A 17348-nucleotide genomic window follows, 5' to 3' on the forward strand; every position below is an offset into this window, starting at 1 on the left:
TAGTCTGCTGGTTGTGCGTTATGACGCACAATGATGGTAACACAGTTAAGGAAAAACCATGCTTAAATCGCTCTTTAATCTTGGTCACATCTCGGCAGGCTTTACCGCAGTATTGGTGGGATACACCAGTTCCGTGGTGATTATTATCCAAGCGGCCAGTGCCGCAGGTGCTTCGCCAAGCCAGATTGAGAGCTGGTTACTGGCTCTGGGGCTGGCCATGGGGGTGAGCTCAATCGGCTTTTCATGGTGGTTTAAAAAGCCAGTGTTAACTGCGTGGTCGACACCTGGGGCAGCGATGCTGGTCACTGCGGTTGGTGATTACAGCTTAAATGAAGCGATAGGCGCCTTTATGGTGTGTGGGCTGATGATTGTAATTACGGGCTTAATATCGCCTCTAAGCCGAGCGATAGAACGAATTCCCGCGCAGCTTGGCACCGCGATGTTAGGTGCTATTCTGCTGCCTTTTTGTCTTCGTGCTTTTGAACCCTTAGCGACGAGTCCGGTCATTTTCACTGCCATGTTGGTGAGTTATTTGATTGCTAAGCATTTGATTCCGCGCTATGCGATGTTGACCTTACTGATTGTTGGTGTGGTGTGCGCTGCGTCAGTCGGCAGTTTTTCTCAGCCTGTGTTTTCCGTATCGATAGCAACTCCGCAATGGTTTCCTGCGCATATAGATTTATCGGCAGTGATTAACTTGGCGCTGCCTCTATATGTGATTACTATGCTATCGCAAAACTTACCTGGGGTGGCGATGATGAAGAGTTATCGTTACGATGTTGCCGTCAAGCCACTGCTGACCGGAACAGGACTGTGTAATATTTTGTTTGCTCCGTTTGGCGGCTTCAGTGTCAACCTTGCGGCGATTTCTGCAGCAATTTGTATGAATGAAGCGGTGGATAGCGATAAACAACAGCGTTATCGCGCTGCGATTTGGGCGGGTGTCTTTTACCTAATTGCGGGCGTGTTTGCATCAACGGTTGTCGCACTGTTTTTGGCTTTGCCGCAACAAGTATCTCATATTCTTGCAGGGCTGGCGCTGCTTGGTACCTTAATGATGTGTCTGCAGACGGCGTTTCATGATGTTGATTACCGAGAGCCAGCACTACTGACATTTCTCGTCACTCTTTCTGGTGTCAATTTCGCTGGCGTCAGCGCTACGTTGTGGGGGTTGCTGATAGGCCTCGTGTATTTACAAGTGACGCGCAGCCTGACACGCTCTAGGTCGACACTTTAAGAAATAGGAGCCCATCTGGGCTCCAAGGAGTGGTTAACGCTGAGGGGTGATTGTCGCAGTAACCCCGGTATCCGTATATGACACGCTCACATCATAGGAATTACCCTGTACGTCAGTGGCGCTGACCGAGGTAAACTCACCCGTTAAGAAACGCGCTGAAAGGATCGAATAGCTTGTCTGTGCACTAAGGATTGGGACACGCAATTGCAGCGACCCTCCATTCAGATAAATACGATTTTCTGCTTGCAGTGAGGCATTATTATCTACATTCAATGCTAAGATGCCTGACTGCTGAACATAATCAGCAACGGTGACGCCAGAACCAGACGATGTGTTATCAATGGTCAATTGTCCATCTTGCAGATAAACCGTGCCGTCTCCGAGCGCATGTGTTGATCCAGCGATTAATTCGCCACCTTCAATAATTGTCCCACCTTGGTAACTATTGTCTCCCGATAGCGTCAACTGCCCGCTGCCTCGCTTAGTCAGTATGCCTTGACCACGAATGTCGTTACGCCACTCATCGCTGGCTGAAAATCCGCCTTGGCTTGCATCCATATCGACAAAGACATCGCCATTAAACGCGCCATAGCCATCAGAAGCCATCACTAAGTCAAGGCGTCCCCAGCCACGGGATTGGTTAATCACCGGATAATTGGAATTAATCTCGGTCGTTGCCAAAACCGCTCGGCGCTGAGCATCATCGAGATAGGGAAAGCGTGAAGCGATTAAAATCTCTGCGCCCTTAGGTACTTGCGGCGCCACACTGGGCTCGGCTAAAGGTTTAAATCCGTAGGTTAGCGCGTTGCGATAGCGTGCTTTCATCGCATCATGGTCAACGTAGCGCTGAGCTTCGAGTTCAGAGACATCACTGTGTGCATAGCTGTTTACGTCACTAAACCCTTGCTGTTGAGCTTTGTCAAAGAAGTAATCATAAGCTTGCTCGACAGCCGAGTTCGCAACATCGGGGTTGGCATTTAGCGCAGCAGCAGTGACCGCGGTGCCCATAATGCGCCCGCCAATCACATCTAAAGGCGAGTGCATGCCTGCAACAATACGGTTGGTGCCAAGGTCAACCGCGCGCGCCGCCATCTCTGCAAAGCGTTGTGGAATTGCATACGCTAGTCCTAAGCCGCGGTCGACCGCTTCAGTGGTGTGACCGCTGGGAAAACCACCATCTTTAGCACGGCCCGACACCCAGTTGTCGCCGTCGCTGGCTGAATAATTCGAGCTAAAGGAGCCATCGCTATTGTCGGTGTAGAGCGTGCGTCCTGCACAGCGTAAACCAATAATCGGCGAAACCAGAGGTTGCTGAGGAAAATCATAAAATTTCGCCGAAGAAGAACCATCAAGATTGTGGCAGTCGAGTTGAGTTACATCATTGATATCGCTAAAACTTGCTACTGAGTAGTCTTGTTCAATGCGCCATGGTCTTGGCGATTCAAAATGATATTTCGGCGCTTCAGTTGAAGCCCCAAAGTCACGAATAATATCCAGTAGAGCCACCACATTATCAAGCTCATAGCCATGCTGGCCATAGTTGCTACCCCCTGAGCCTAAATCATCATTCATTAAGTGATTGGCGTCGAAGATATCAATGGGCTGACCATCGACCAAAACCTCGGTCCCATCTTGGTTGGTGGAATAGGGCGAGTGAGCATTGGCCCCAGTTCGGTAGTCATTGGCCAACGCACCGAGCCCAGACGTAATACTAAAGCCTTTTTGGCGCTGATCATCAAGATAGGCGAAGACTTGTTCAGTCTGACGACTGCGGTCGACATCCGGTGAGGACTGTCCTGGGCGAGTAAGCGTATTAACGTAGTCAAAATTGTAGTGCCAAATCTCACTGTTTAAGGTGGTTTCACCACCAAAATGAAGCTGTAGTGCTAGGTTGGTACTGTTGGTCGCCCCTCCACTGATGCCAGTATAGGTTTCGTATCCGTCAGCGATCGCTGCGGTATTGGAACCTGTACTGGACCAAGTGGCATCTCCCACCGACCAAATCGCATTGAACCCACTAAGAATTTGCAAGATAGGGTTTACTTGCTCATTGTAGGCAACGATATTTCCCTTGAAGTTGGTCACCGGAATGTCGCCGTCAACCACAGTAGCTCCAGAGATTTCAGGTGTTGGTACCTGCTGCTGATAACCAAGCCCTTGGGGTAAGGTCGGCTGCTCAATGGTGTCTTCGCTATTGCAAGCGGTCAAAAGGGCGAGGGTTAACGTGGTGAGCGTAAACGTACGCAAGTGGGGTGAGTGTGTCATAACGTGTGAGTTTCCTTACCTCAGTGTTAACAATCCTGTGGCGTTGAGCACAGGTGAGTGAGGGCAGGAAATTAGCAACCGAGCGTGACGCTTACGTGACAGCTAAATGAAGCTTTTCTGATGTCACAAAAATATTACTCATTGTTTTTAAACAACTTTATGATTTAGGTTTCATACTGTGGATTGAAATCACAATGAGGCTGATTGAGCCCCTTTTTAAAGTAAGAGTGTCGAGCGCAAAAAAGCCTTTGCTCACAACGAACAAAGGCTTTTGATTTAAGGATAAAAGAGAGACTTAGGCAATATCAAAGCGATCCGCGTTCATCACTTTTGTCCAAGCAGCGACGAAATCATGTACAAATTTCTCTTGGTTGTCGTCTTGTGCATACACTTCCGCGTAAGCACGTAAAATCGAGTTCGAACCAAACACAAGGTCAACACGAGTCGCGGTCCACTTGGCTTCGCCAGTTTTGCGGTCACAGATGTCATAACTGTTGCGGCCTGTTGGCTTCCAGGTGTACATCATGTCGGTTAAATTAACGAAGAAGTCATTGCTCAAAGTTCCCACGCGATCCGTAAATACGCCATGCGTACTGCCGCCGTGGTTGGTGCCTAGTACACGCATGCCACCAATTAGTACTGTCATTTCTGGAGCGGTTAGTCCCATTAATTGTGCGCGGTCGAGCAGCATTTCTTCTGGCTTAACGGTGTAATGCGCTTTTTGCCAGTTACGGAAGCCGTCAGCAAGAGGTTCAAGGACATCAAATGAATCAACGTCAGTTTGCTCTTGAGTTGCATCACCACGTCCAGGAGCAAAAGGCACGTCTACAGTGACCCCTGCAGCTTTGGCAGCTTGCTCAACCCCAAAGTTACCAGCGAGAACAATGGTATCGGCGACGCTGATATTTTCTTCTGCGGCAATCTTTTCGAGAACACTCAGAACTCGGTTTAGACGCTCAGGTTCGTTTCCTTGCCAATCTCTTTGTGGAGCTAGTCGAATGCGAGCTCCGTTGGCACCGCCGCGAGCATCGGACTGACGGAATGTACGTGCACTGTCCCAAGCCGTAGAAATCATATCGGCAGGGCTTAAGCCACTGGCTGCAATTTTGGCTTTAACCGCCGATACATCGTAGTCGCTGCGACCTGCTGGGACAGGATCTTGCCAAATCAAATCTTCAGCTGGAACATCAGGGCCAACATAGCGAGATTTAGGGCCTAAATCGCGGTGGGTAAGTTTAAACCAAGCACGAGCGAACACATCTTCAAAATAGGCCTGATCTTTATAAAAACGCTCGGCAATTTTACGGTATTCAGGGTCGACTTTGAGCGCCATGTCTGCATCGGTCATCATTGGGTTATGACGAATCGAGTCATCTTCGACATCCACGGGTTTATCTTGCTCAGCAATATCTACAGGTTCCCACTGCCAAGCACCTGCTGGGCTTTTTTTCAATTCCCATTCATGTTCAAGCAGCATTTTAAAGAAACCACCATCCCATTGTGTTGGGTGGGTTGTCCACGCACCTTCTAATCCACTGGTAACAGTGTCTCGACCAATGCCTCGAGACTTATGATTATTCCAACCAAGGCCTTGTTCATCGAGATCAGCGGCTTCTGGATCAGGACCAACTTCCGATGCGTCACCGTTACCATGAGTTTTGCCCACAGTATGGCCGCCAGCCGTTAGAGCGACGGTTTCTTCATCGTTCATTGCCATACGTGCAAAGGTTTCACGCATGTCAGCCGCGGTTTTCAATGGGTCAGGATTGCCGTCAACACCTTCAGGGTTAACATAAATTAAGCCCATCATTACCGCTGCCAGAGGGTTTTCTAAATCACGCTTGCCTGAATAACGCGTGCCTTCGCTGCCGCTTGGCGCCAACCACTCTTTTTCTGAGCCCCAATAGGTGTCTTTTTCTGGGTGCCAGATATCTTCACGTCCAAACGCGAATCCAAAGGTTTTCAGTCCCATCGATTCATAAGCCATGTTACCCGCTAGGATCATCAAGTCAGCCCAGCTAATTTTGTTGCCATACTTACGTTTGATAGGCCAAAGCAGACGACGAGCTTTATCTAGGTTGGCGTTGTCAGGCCAAGAGTTAAGTGGAGCAAAACGTTGGTTGCCTGTTGAGCCGCCCCCGCGACCATCAGCAGTGCGATAGCTGCCCGCTGAGTGCCAAGCCATGCGGATCATTAAGCCACCATAATGTCCCCAGTCCGCAGGCCACCATTCTTGGCTGTCGGTCATCAGGGCTTTTAGGTCATTTTTTAGCGCTTCAACATCCAGCTTTTTCAGCTCTTGATGATAGTTGAAGTCAGCGCCAAAGGGATTCGTTTTAGAATCATGTTGGTGCAGGATGTCGAGATTCAGTGATTTTGGCCACCAATCCATAACCGACTGATCAGACGAGGTCATACTGCCATGCATGACAGGGCATTTGCCTCCAGAGTGATTGTCTTGATTTGCCATGTTCTAACTCCTTTCCTACATTTCGAGGTATTTTTTTCATTGTTAACGACTATTTAACACGTTGTCTTTACTATGCATTTTGACTAGAAATATAGACTAGATTACTGCCTATGATTTGAAATGAATTTTAGGCGAGAAGTTAACTTTACTCACACTGTTTTAAGCTATTGTATTGATTGCAAGTGCCTATCAAAAAATAATGAATATGGGTTTTCACTTATTAATTAATACTCTAATCAATTGATCGGGTTTTTTAACAATTTCAGACCAGTTGATTAATATCGTGTGTAAACCGAAATTGTAAATAGAGTGTTGTGAGTGTTTTGACGGTGGATTTTTTAGGTTGATACGTATTTAAAATACAATGCTTGAGTGAATGTAGGCAAAGACAAGAATGGCTGTGGGCAATGATTTCTTAGCAAGCCAGTTAGAAGCTCATAGAGTTTGGCAGCTTACCTAATAAGCTGCCAAGTTGAGCGATGTGATTAATGAGCAAATTGGGCAACCGCATCAGACACCGGGGTGTCACCGGAAGTCAGTTCCAAAATCAAATGATGTACCGAGGGTTTATCAATTATCTCAGCTAGGCATAACGCCACATCATCGCGGCTCACAACGCCATAAGGAATTGCCAAACCGAGATTCACTCGGCCTTTGCCAGCATCATCACTTAACGTACCAGGTCGCAGAATAATCCAATCCAGTGACGAGTGGGCGAGGTACACGTCTGCCGCTTTTTTCACTTTCATATAGTTTTCAAAGGTTTCAGAAATTTGGCGTCCGCGTCCTGATTCGGGAAATGCTGAAACCAACATAAAGCGTTTGACTCCTGCTTTCATCGCCGCGTCAACACTAAGCTCAAGGCCTCGACCATCGATTGCATTGGTCATTTCCTCACCGCCTTTGCCCCCAGCGCCAGCACTGAAAACAACCGTATCAATCCCCGCGAATTTTTCTGCCAGTTCTGTCTCTTCAAGTTCGGTTAGGTTACCAAAAACAGGTTGCGCCCCTAGGCTCTCTAATTCTTGGGTTTGTTCAGGATTTCGATATAGCGTTTTTACTTGGTGGTTACGTTTGACCAGTTCTGCTGTTAAGCGTTTCCCCACTTTACCTGCGCCACCAACAATGAATACATTACTCATTTCAATACCTCCTGATGTGTGTTGTTACTACTAACCTTGCATCTGTGAGTTCTACAATCAAGGGCTTGACAAAATTTTGATATAAGAAAAGTACAAATGGGCAGGCGAAAGAATCTATTTTTATTTTGGCGGTTATTTTTTCATGTGAATAAATAGCGGTTGCTTGCTGACCACAAAAGCTTCAGAATAGCGGGCTTTTTCCCGCGCGGCGATCGGTGGCGTGAGGAAACTTTTATTCATTTTACTGAGAATCAAATATGGGTTTTACCTCCTTAGGTCTTTCTGCTCCAATCCTTAAAGCTATTCAAGAAAAAGGGTACGACACACCGTCCCCCATTCAAGCGCAGGCCATACCTGCAGTGTTAGACGGCAAGGATGTCATGGCTGCAGCTCAGACTGGGACGGGGAAAACCGCAGGCTTTACTCTGCCAATTCTTGAGCGCCTCAGCGACGGCCCTCGCGTTCGTGGTAATCAGGTGAGGGCGTTAATTCTTACGCCGACACGTGAATTGGCGGCGCAAATTCAAGAAAACGTGGAGCTGTATAGCCGCCATTTACGTTTGTCTAACGCTGTGGTGTTCGGTGGCGTAAAAATTAATCCTCAGATGCTACGTTTACGCAAAGGCACAGATATCCTAGTGGCAACGCCAGGACGTTTGATGGATCTCTATCAGCAAAATGCGGTCAAGTTTGACCAACTAGAGGTGCTGGTATTGGATGAAGCGGATCGTATGCTGGATATGGGATTTATTCGCGATATCCGTAAAATATTACAGTTGCTACCCGCAAAGCGCCAAAACTTGCTATTTTCAGCCACGTTTTCTGATGACATTCGTGCGCTCGCAAAAGGTTTGGTTAATAACCCAGTTGAAATTTCAGTTAGCCCAGCAAACTCTGCTGCGCGTACCGTCGAGCAAAGTATTTATCCAGCCGATGTAAAAAAGAAAGCGCCGATGCTGGCAAAGCTGATCAAAGACGGCGATTGGCGACAAGTTTTGGTGTTTACGCGCACTAAACATGGCGCTAACCGCCTTGCGACCTATTTAAATGACGACGGCTTAAGCGCAGCGGCGATCCATGGTAACAAAAGCCAAGGGGCGCGAACCAAAGCGCTCGCTAATTTTAAATCTGGTGAGATTCGAGTATTGGTTGCAACAGATATTGCCGCGCGTGGTATTGATATTCCACAGTTGCCTCAAGTTGTTAACTATGAATTACCGAATGTAGCCGAAGATTATGTGCACCGTATTGGGCGTACTGGCCGTGCGGGAGAAGTCGGTAAAGCGATTTCGTTGGTTTGCGCGGCGGAAGCGGCAGATCTATTTGGCATTGAGCGTTTAATTCAGCAGGTGCTACCGCGAGAAGAGCTCGACGGTTACAAGCCAACGAACACGCTTCCTGAGTCAAAATTGGATACGCGGCCTATTAAGCCTAAAAAACCGAAAAAGCCGAAGAAACCAAAAGCAGATAATGCTGCGCATGAGAACTCTCAAGAGAAAGCATCGAAGTCAGGGGCGCGTAAATCTTCTGGCGCTCGTCAAGGGCGAAAGCCGCAGGGGAGTGGCAATTCGTCTCGAGCACACGCGAAAGAGGGCGGTCAAACTGGAGTGAAAAAACCAAATGGACAACGTCGTCGCCGCTCTGTACCAAAAGCTGAGTAGTCGATGTTTTAATGAAACACATAAAGCGAACGGAGTACGCTCGCTTTATGTGTTCAACAAAATAACGCTTATTTAAGCCGCTAGGTGATAGGCGAGATCGTCAACATCCATCAGTAACGTGTAGCTGTCATCGTTATAGAATACGGTCACTGCCTCGAAGTCATCGCTGTCTAAATTGGTATTGTCGAATAAAGCTTGCTGCGCATTGCTGAGTTCATCGACGAATATGCCGTGAATATCCTCTAAAAGATCAACGCTACCGTTAACGATTAAGCCATCGTCCGCTGACGCATTATTAGCGAGCAGTGTCTGGTCAAGCTTGAGGTCACCATCGAATTGCACATCAATATATTCGAAATCGCTGAAGTCTAGGTATTCGGGAGACAGTTCGAAAGCAACAGTATCAAAGCCTTCTCCGCCATCAAGAACAAAATGAAAGGAATTAATCCAGTTCATGTCATCATATACGTCAATCGATACATTATAATTTACGTAGTCATCTGCTTCAGAAAACTGATAATCGAAGGAGCGACAGTAGTAATAATTATCGTAAGATGCATCAAGACGATAGTTGATGGTGTTTGTATGAAATTCAAAATTACTTAGTTCAGTCAACACTGTATATTGAGTTCCTTGGTACGTTAGGGAAAGTTCAACTGGGTCGGTGAAAGTATCTAAGTCTTCGTTGGGATCATCATAATAGTAGCCACCGACATATTCTCCATAATCGATGGCATATAATCCCTCTAAGGGAGAGTACTGATCCAATAAGTGAATAGTTGCATGATCAAATTGTGGGGTTGCTTCTGCTTTGCCAATAATACTCAACCATCCTGAAGAACTGTTATTCGCTAAGGTGTCTTCTGTTAAGGTGAGTGTCTCGCTGGTCATGTTGTAAACTTTTTCAAAGTTTTGGAATTCAAGCCCATTTATGTCATCTTCCAACCTTAGCACGTCGATACCCGCTCCAGCATCGATAATACGTTCAATATCATTATTGGCTCTATGAGCTAACCCATAGTAAGCACGATCATCTGAGCTGCCCATGTCGATCGAGACCTCTAGCCACTGAGTGCTTTCAAAATCGTAAGAATCCCAAAGACCAAAGCCTTTTAGATAGAAATAATCAGCCCATATTCCACTAGCGTAATCGATGGTGTAAGGGAAATGGAAGTTTGCATAATCAATATCCGACTCTTTCATAAAAAGAGTGTATTCTCCCTCATGTTCATCGTAATAAGGAAAAGCATTATCACCAGTATAGAGGTTGACAGCCACAATTTCGCTGGAGTCATAGCCACTCTGTTCAATGTGTGCCCGTTGTACGTCGGTGAGCTCTCTAATCGACATGCTCGTTAGGTCAAAATCTTCAGAAAGCGCGACTTGCCCATTCACGATTAGCCCATTGTCTAAAGCGCCATTATTTTCCAAATCGGTTTGCGTTAACGTTAAGGTTTCACCTTCCTCGAGCTCAATATATTCAAAGTTAACAAAATCAATATCTGAGTTGTCACTGCTAAGGATTAAGCTATCGAATCCATCTCCACCATCGACAAACCGTTGCTGATTACTGCTGGCGGCTTCATTTAAATCGTATTCAAAGATGTCATTACCGAGCGCTAAGTCGACATTAAATTCGGTCCATTTGGAGGAGCTAGGATCGGAACTGGCAGCCATGCTAAATGCGACATGATCATCGCCAGCCCCCATCGTGACGTTATAAAGGTTACTCCAGTGATCGTTGTTTGAGTATGGGGTAGCGAATAGGCTGATGCCTTCTTGGGCGTCACTAAGATCAATGGTCGCGCGTTTTGCTTGATTAAGCAGTATATAGTCGTAACTACCACCGAGAATAGCGACATCGACGAAATCCGTTACCGACAAACTGACGTAATCGCCGTCTCTAATCGCGACTTCTTTGATGTCTTCAGAGTCCCAACCCGCGAGATTATCTATTTCAAGGTTGGTGTAGTTATAAAGGTGCGTGGCGACAACGTCTTCCTCATAGTAACTGCCTTGGTCGACAGGAAGTTCGGTCCCGTTTCTGACGGTCAGCTTAGCCGCCGAACCGTATCCTTTGCTATTGCTGTTACCGACAATAATTTGTGTCATGGAAAGTTCCTCTTTCGTTCGAGTAGTGTTAGTTGACTGTCAGGGTTGTGTGAGGAGCATATCCATAGAAAACCCATGCTGGCTTTAGGGATAAGAGGATTTGGTACTTTTATAATACTGCGTATTTTCTCGATCAGATGATTGAAGTTGGGATCAATAGCATGACGGTTTAACCATTTTTAAAATGCAAAAAATTGGGTAGATCTTTTGTGTTTATGTAATCAAATAACTGATTTATAAGTAATAAATTTCTCATTTTACTATCAACGCCGTGATCAAAGGGCCTAGTCGTTGTTTGCCACTAACTGATAAGAGACAACATGCTTATTGGCTGGGAAAAGCCAATTAATTTATAAAATATAAATTGTACGATTAAGGCTCGTCGGATGAGAATGTCAGCAGTAGCCCAGTAATGGGGACATTGACATATGGTTTTTTATATATATGATTTTCCATATATGTATATTGAACTACGCTAAAACCATGAACCCATTATCCGTCTATAAGGCAATGGCTGATGAAACCCGGCTCAAATCTCTGTTGCTGATCTATCTAAAGCGAGAGCTTTGCGTGTGTGACCTCATGCATGGTTTAACGCTGAGCCAACCCAAAGTTTCCCGTCATTTAGCCGAGTTACGAAAGTCAGGCTTAGTCAGCACCGACCGACGCGGCAAATGGGTTTATTATCAGTTGAATGACGCTTTGCCTAATTGGGTGCTCACTGTCATTGAAGCGACAGTGTCCGGTCATCCTGAACTGATAGAACAAGAACTGGTGTTGGTGGCTAATTCAAACTGCTAGCCAGTATTGGTACCACTGAACGTAATAGAGAGCGTTATGAATCCATCTCAATCCAGCGAAGTGAAAACCGCTGCCGAAAAAATGAGTTTTCTCGATCGAAATCTAACCTTGTGGATCTTTCTGGCAATGGCGCTTGGCGTCGGTATTGGGGTGCTTTTTCCTCAGGTCGCGGAGTGGAATGAACAGCTTTCGGTCGGCTCGACAAATATACCTTTGGCGATTGGTCTGATTTTGATGATGTACCCACCGCTGGCGAAAGTGAATTACAGCTTGCTTGGTGAAGTGACGCGCGACAAACGGGCAATCACTTTATCACTGGTGATGAATTGGCTCGTTGGGCCGGTTTTAATGTTTGTTCTCGCGATCGTATTTTTGCGCGACCAACCTGGCTATATGGTTGGCTTGATACTAATTGGATTGGCGCGCTGTATTGCCATGGTCTTGGTATGGAATGATATTAGCGGAGGCAGTAAAGAATATGGGGCGACTTTAGTTGCGCTCAACAGTGCGTTTCAGATTATCACCTACAGCTTTATGGCATGGCTATTTATTACTGTTTTGCCGCCTTATTTTGGTCTTCAGGGGTTTGAAGTCGATATCACGATTATCGATATAGCGAAAAGTGTTTTGATTTACCTAGGGATTCCATTTTTGGCGGGCTTTTTGAGCCGTAAATGGTTGGTTGCGATGAAAGGCGAGCAGTGGTATAGCAATGTGTTCATCCCTTTTATTTCTCCGATCACATTGATTGCGCTTTTAGCGACCATTGTGCTGATGTTCAGCCTGAAAGGGGAGATGATTATACAACTGCCGTTTGATGTATTGCGTATTGCTGTGCCGCTGATCATTTACTTTATGTTGATGTTCTTTGCGAGTTTCTTTATTGGTAAAAAAATGGGCCTTCCTTACGCACAAAATGCATCGATTGCCTTTACTTCTTCAGGCAATAACTTTGAATTGGCGATTGCGGTCTCGATAGCGGTGTTTGGGCTTAACTCTGATCAAGCATTTGCTGGTGTTATTGGCCCGTTAGTTGAAGTTCCGGTGTTGATTGCTTTGGTGAATGTAGCGTTAAGAATGAAGCGAAAATATTACTCATAATTAGGTTACGAGACGAGACAAAAAGCGGCGGTTGCCGCTTTTTTTATGCCCTCAGAAAATTCTGATACAGATGAAAGTTTTGTGACAATTTGAGTTTTAGGATTGACCTTATCCACGTTATTTTTAATATATACGCATATCCATATATAAGGATGATTATGTTACCTCACCAATTCTTTAAATTACTGGCTGATGAAACACGCGTGCGCTGTTTATTAGTGATCGCCCGTGAACATCAAGTGTGTGTTCGAGAGCTGACGCAAGCACTGGATACCAGCCAGCCTAAGGTTTCGCGTCATCTCGCTCAGCTTCGAGCTAGTGGGGTGGTGGTGGATGTTCGACAAGGCCAATGGGTTTTTTATCGCTTATCCGAGCACCTACCTGGTTGGATGCGTAAACAGATTCAGGGGTTGGTGGAGTCGAACTGCTTAAAACAAGAATACCAACAAGATATTCAGCGCTTGGCGGCTATGACGTCACGGCCGCAGTGTTGTGTTTAAAGGAAAAATTATGCCTATTAAAGTCGGAATAAATGGTTTTGGTCGTATTGGTCGTTTGGCGCTTCGCGCGGCATTTGATTGGCCAGAAATAGAATTTGTACAAATTAATGATGTGGCTGGTGACGCTCAGACATTAGCTCATTTGCTAGAGTTTGACTCGGTTCAGGGGCGTTGGCATCACGCGGTCAGTGCCAGTGAGAACCAAATCCTGGTTGATGGCAAATCTCTGCGTACGACCCAAGAAAAGGCGATTGCGGATGTTGATTGGTCCGGCTGTGATGTGGTGATTGAAGCCACGGGCGTTCATCGTAAGGCGGAATTTCTAAACCAATATATTGCACAGGGCGTTAAGCGAGTAGTGGTCTCAGCGCCAGTGAAAGAACCGGGCATTGCCAATATCGTCGTGGGAGTGAATGACCATATTTTTGACCCTGCAACGCATAAAATTGTGACGGCAGCCTCCTGTACTACAAATTGCATTGCACCTGTGGTTAAGGTTATCCACGAAAAACTGGGTATCGAACAGTCTTCGTTTACGACTATCCATGACTTAACAAATACTCAGACAATTTTGGATGCGCCACATAAAGATCTTCGACGCGCTCGAGCTTGTGGGATGAGTTTAATTCCGACAACAACGGGGTCTGCCAAAGCGATCGTCGAAATCTTCCCAGACTTGAAAGACCGAATTAATGGACACGCCGTTCGAGTCCCTCTTGCCAATGCCTCACTCACTGACATCATTTTTGATGTTAAACGTGATACGACCGCTGAGGAAGTTAATCAGCTTTTGAAAGAAGCGTCGGAGAATGAACTCAAAGGGATTTTGGGGTTTGAAAGCCGTCCGCTTGTTTCTATCGATTATCGCGGAGACCAACGTTCGACGATTGTTGATGCGTTATCAACCATGGTGGTCGGAAAGCGTATGGTGAAAATTTATGCTTGGTATGACAATGAGATGGGGTACGCAACACGTACTGCAGAGCTGGTTCGTCAAGTCGGTTTAGCTTAGGAGAACAAGATAATGCATCCAACATGGGAGCTGCCGTTAGAGCAGGAAAGTGCCCTGATTTTAACGCCTTGCCCAGGCACCAAAGATGTCGGCCTTGCGCAGAGTATCGCTCAGCTTAAACAGCAAGGTGTTCGCGTCGTAGTGACCGCGCTTAGCCAACAAGAAATGGATGAAAAAGGTGTTTCATCCTTAGCTGATGAAGTGGAAAGCGCGGGGTTACAATGGCTTCATGCGCCGATTGAAGATGACTGCGCGCCAGATGAGGCGTTTACCAAGCGCTGGCGGCATATTGCTCCCGTTATACACGGTGCATTGAGTCAGGGCGGAAAAGTCGCATTGCACTGTATGGGCGGCTCGGGACGAACTGGCTTATTGGCCGCACATGTGTTGCTGGAAAAAGGTTGGGCACTTGACGAGATAATCAATCAAGTTCAAGCGCTACGTCCGGGCGCGTTCACTAAAACGATACAATTAGAGTATATTCGCCAACAGGCGAGCAAGTCGTAATGCAGTTAAAGCCGCGGAATGCGGCTTTGTTCTAGGGCGTGAATTTATGTGGTCTCAACTTGATCAAAACCTGCGCCAGTACATGCTGGTGACGTTTAATTATTGGAACTTTACCGTCACTGACGGTGCGCTACGAATGTTGGTGGTGCTCTATTTTTATGATTTGGGCTACTCGACGTTAGCCATCGCGTCTTTATTTTTGTTCTACGAGTTCTTTGGTGTCGTGACAAATTTAATTGGCGGTTGGTTAGGTGCCAGGCTCGGCCTGAACCGCACCATGAATATTGGCCTTGGAATGCAAATCGTTGCGTTGCTGATGTTGGCGGTGCCGCCAAGCTGGTTGACAGTCGCATGGGTTATGGCCGCTCAGGCGCTGTCAGGGATCGCCAAAGATCTCAATAAAATGAGCGCCAAAAGCGCGATTAAAACCTTGGTACCAGCCAATGCTCAAGGCGCACTCTACAAGTGGATAGCCATTCTTACTGGCTCAAAAAACGCCCTAAAAGGCGCCGGGTTCTTTTTAGGCGGCGCATTGCTCACATTGGTGGGCTTTCAATACGCGGTCATGTTAATGGCTGGCGTTTTGCTACTGGTGTTTATCGGCAGCGTCATGAGTTTGAAATCGGAACTGGGCAAATCAAAGACCAAGCCAAAATTTTCGGAGATTTTTTCCAAGTCATCGAGTGTTAATATCTTGTCTGCGGCGAGAATGTTTCTTTTCGGTGCAAGAGATGTTTGGTTTGTGATTGCATTACCGATTTATCTTGGCTCTGTCTTTGGTTGGAATCACAGTGCAGTCGGCGGGTTTCTCGCGTTGTGGGTAATTGGTTATGGGGTGGTTCAAGGTCTTGCCCCGAAGATTACAAGGCGTGCGGCAGGGCAACTTCCTGATGGTAAGCATGCGCTCGGTTGGGCTGCGTTACTGGCGGCGATAACGGCGGTGATTGCCTATAGTGTGCAAAGTGGTTGGTATCCTGAGTTGATTATCATCGCTGGGCTGCTGTTCTTTGGCGCCGTATTTGCTGTTAATTCATCTTTGCACTCTTATTTGATTGTCAGCTACGCCAAAGATGATGGAGTCTCTCTGGATGTCGGTTTTTATTACATGGCCAATGCCATGGGGCGTTTGATTGGTACAGTGCTATCGGGATGGGTTTATCAGGTCTCAGGCTTGGCGGCGTGTTTGTGGGTTTCGTTTGCCTTTTTGGTGCTGACTACGATAATTTCACTCGGCTTACCGAGGCACCCAGGCGCTGTGGCATCGACTTAACACGGTATGTTCGAATAAAAAAGGCGCTATCAAATAGCGCCTTTTTATTTTCTTTTTGCTGTCGTGAGCTTTTTGCCATCCGAGCTTTGTGTTGTCCTGATGTGTTTTTACACACGAGAACGAAACATCATCACTGCATTACAGCTGAGTCATAAAAGTACCTTGTGGCGTCACAGGTAGGTACTTTTTGTAGAAGTTTTGATAGGCCTGATTTGGGTCAAGGTCTGCAAATAACTCTGGGTACATGGCTTTGGCGTAGAATTGAATCATGGCACCGTCAATAATAGTTCGACACGCGCCATGGTATGCCGCGTACATTCGATTATTTTTAACCGCTGAAATCGATGACCAGCCCACACGCTGCTTAAAGCCGGCTAATCGCTGCTTGGCGGTTTTTTCTTCCACGCCTTGTCCCATTAGCATGGAATCATCAGCGCTGCCCGTTTCGTACCCCGTCATCACGATGACTTGTGGATCGGCGGCGATAATCATTTCTGGGTTGAGTTTACCCCACCATTCAACGTAAGGCGCAGAGATATTGTCTCCCCCCGCCATCGTTGCGATAGCGCCCCACATGTTTTTGCCAAAGGTATAACCAATTTCGTTGACGCCTGCCGCACCGTATTCACTGTAAATGCGAGGTTTAGGTAGGTTGGCTTTCGTTAAACGGCGACTGATCATCTCGACATTTTGTTGGTATTCTTTGGCTATCTTTTCTGCGCGTTGTTGTTGGCCAGTAATCACGCCAATAAGCTTCGTGCTCTGCACGTGGCGCTCGACTGTTTGCGCATTGTAATCAACAACCACAACAGGAATGCCAGCTTGTTCTAGGCGTTTGACATCCGTATCTAGCGCTTTGTATTGCCAGTCAGCTAACATGATCAAATCAGGGTTTAAACTAATGACTTTTTCGACCGAAAATGTATTGGTATCGACTCGGCCAATGCCTGGAATTTTATCCAAAGATGGACGGTGTTCAACGTAAAGATCCCAGTTCGCTGAGCGCGCTTGCCAGATGTATTTCGACATGCCAACCACATGGTCATACGCAGCTTCTGTTCCAATTGCCATGTAATCTTCAGGGTAAAAACCCACCACGGCGCGTTGAGCGGGGGCATCAAACGTTACTTCTCGACCGAGTACGTCCGTTACTGTCGTCATTTGCGCATAAGTCAATGAGCTAAAAGTGAGCGCAGCCACGCTCAACAGTGTTTTGTACATGTAATAAACCCTTATATGTAGTACTTAGTAAACAAAAGAGTGCTCCCAC

Annotated in this window: 13 protein-coding genes; 8 read left to right on the plus strand and 5 right to left on the minus strand. The window is 46.6% G+C overall.

The window, feature by feature from the left end; translation table 11 throughout:
- The first annotated feature begins 58 nt into the window (after positions 1–58).
- Positions 59–1237, plus strand: coding sequence for a benzoate/H(+) symporter BenE family transporter (locus M1D72_RS12490; protein ID WP_456297076.1), 1179 nt, complete (start codon positions 59–61; stop codon positions 1235–1237).
- 33 nt (positions 1238–1270) lie between these two features.
- Here the strand turns inward: M1D72_RS12490 and M1D72_RS12495 are convergent, their stop codons facing one another.
- From M1D72_RS12495 to M1D72_RS12505, 3 genes are all read right to left on the minus strand, one after another.
- Positions 1271–3502, minus strand: coding sequence for a phosphatase PAP2 family protein (locus M1D72_RS12495; protein ID WP_456297077.1), 2232 nt, complete (start codon positions 3500–3502; stop codon positions 1271–1273).
- Positions 3503–3797: 295 nt separating this feature from the next.
- Positions 3798–5972: a catalase/peroxidase HPI gene (katG, locus tag M1D72_RS12500; RefSeq protein WP_456297078.1), complete on the minus strand. Its 2175-nt coding sequence runs from the start codon at positions 5970–5972 to the stop codon at positions 3798–3800.
- 485 nt (positions 5973–6457) lie between these two features.
- Positions 6458–7114, minus strand: a complete 657-nt coding sequence (locus tag M1D72_RS12505) for an NAD(P)H-binding protein (protein ID WP_456297079.1) — start codon at positions 7112–7114, stop codon at positions 6458–6460.
- 257 nt (positions 7115–7371) lie between these two features.
- Between M1D72_RS12505 and M1D72_RS12510 the strand changes: the two genes are divergently transcribed.
- Positions 7372–8775: a DEAD/DEAH box helicase gene (locus M1D72_RS12510; protein ID WP_456297080.1), complete on the plus strand. Its 1404-nt coding sequence runs from the start codon at positions 7372–7374 to the stop codon at positions 8773–8775.
- A gap of 72 nt (positions 8776–8847) precedes the next feature.
- On the opposite strand, the gene M1D72_RS12515 is transcribed toward M1D72_RS12510, so the two are convergent.
- Positions 8848–10887, minus strand: a complete 2040-nt coding sequence (locus M1D72_RS12515; protein WP_456297081.1) for a hypothetical protein — start codon at positions 10885–10887, stop codon at positions 8848–8850.
- 483 nt (positions 10888–11370) lie between these two features.
- Here M1D72_RS12515 and M1D72_RS12520 point away from each other — a divergent pair, with 483 nt between their 5' ends.
- The 6 genes from M1D72_RS12520 (at position 11371) to arsJ (ending at position 16078) form a co-directional block, all read left to right on the plus strand.
- Positions 11371–11688, plus strand: coding sequence for a metalloregulator ArsR/SmtB family transcription factor (locus M1D72_RS12520; RefSeq protein WP_456297082.1), 318 nt, complete (start codon positions 11371–11373; stop codon positions 11686–11688).
- 36 nt (positions 11689–11724) lie between these two features.
- A complete protein-coding gene (gene arsB, locus M1D72_RS12525; RefSeq protein ID WP_390190583.1) occupies positions 11725–12789 on the plus strand; it encodes an ACR3 family arsenite efflux transporter in 1065 nt (354 codons plus the stop codon).
- Between the two features lie 158 nt (positions 12790–12947).
- Positions 12948–13289 carry a metalloregulator ArsR/SmtB family transcription factor gene (locus M1D72_RS12530; protein WP_390190582.1) on the plus strand — a complete coding sequence of 114 codons (342 nt, stop codon included), beginning with the start codon at positions 12948–12950 and terminating at the stop codon, positions 13287–13289.
- A 10-nt stretch (positions 13290–13299) separates the two neighbouring features.
- A complete protein-coding gene (locus M1D72_RS12535) occupies positions 13300–14301 on the plus strand; it encodes an ArsJ-associated glyceraldehyde-3-phosphate dehydrogenase (protein WP_456297083.1) in 1002 nt (333 codons plus the stop codon).
- Positions 14302–14313: 12 nt separating this feature from the next.
- Positions 14314–14808: a cyclin-dependent kinase inhibitor 3 family protein gene (locus M1D72_RS12540; RefSeq protein ID WP_456297084.1), complete on the plus strand. Its 495-nt coding sequence runs from the start codon at positions 14314–14316 to the stop codon at positions 14806–14808.
- A 46-nt stretch (positions 14809–14854) separates the two neighbouring features.
- Positions 14855–16078, plus strand: a complete 1224-nt coding sequence (arsJ, locus tag M1D72_RS12545) for an organoarsenical effux MFS transporter ArsJ (RefSeq protein WP_456297085.1) — start codon at positions 14855–14857, stop codon at positions 16076–16078.
- Between the two features lie 138 nt (positions 16079–16216).
- Here the strand turns inward: arsJ and M1D72_RS12550 are convergent, their stop codons facing one another.
- Positions 16217–17299: an ABC transporter substrate-binding protein gene (locus M1D72_RS12550; protein WP_456297086.1), complete on the minus strand. Its 1083-nt coding sequence runs from the start codon at positions 17297–17299 to the stop codon at positions 16217–16219.
- Positions 17300–17348 lie beyond the last annotated feature (49 nt).

It is taken from the genome of Vibrio sp. AK197 (genome assembly GCF_053903115.1).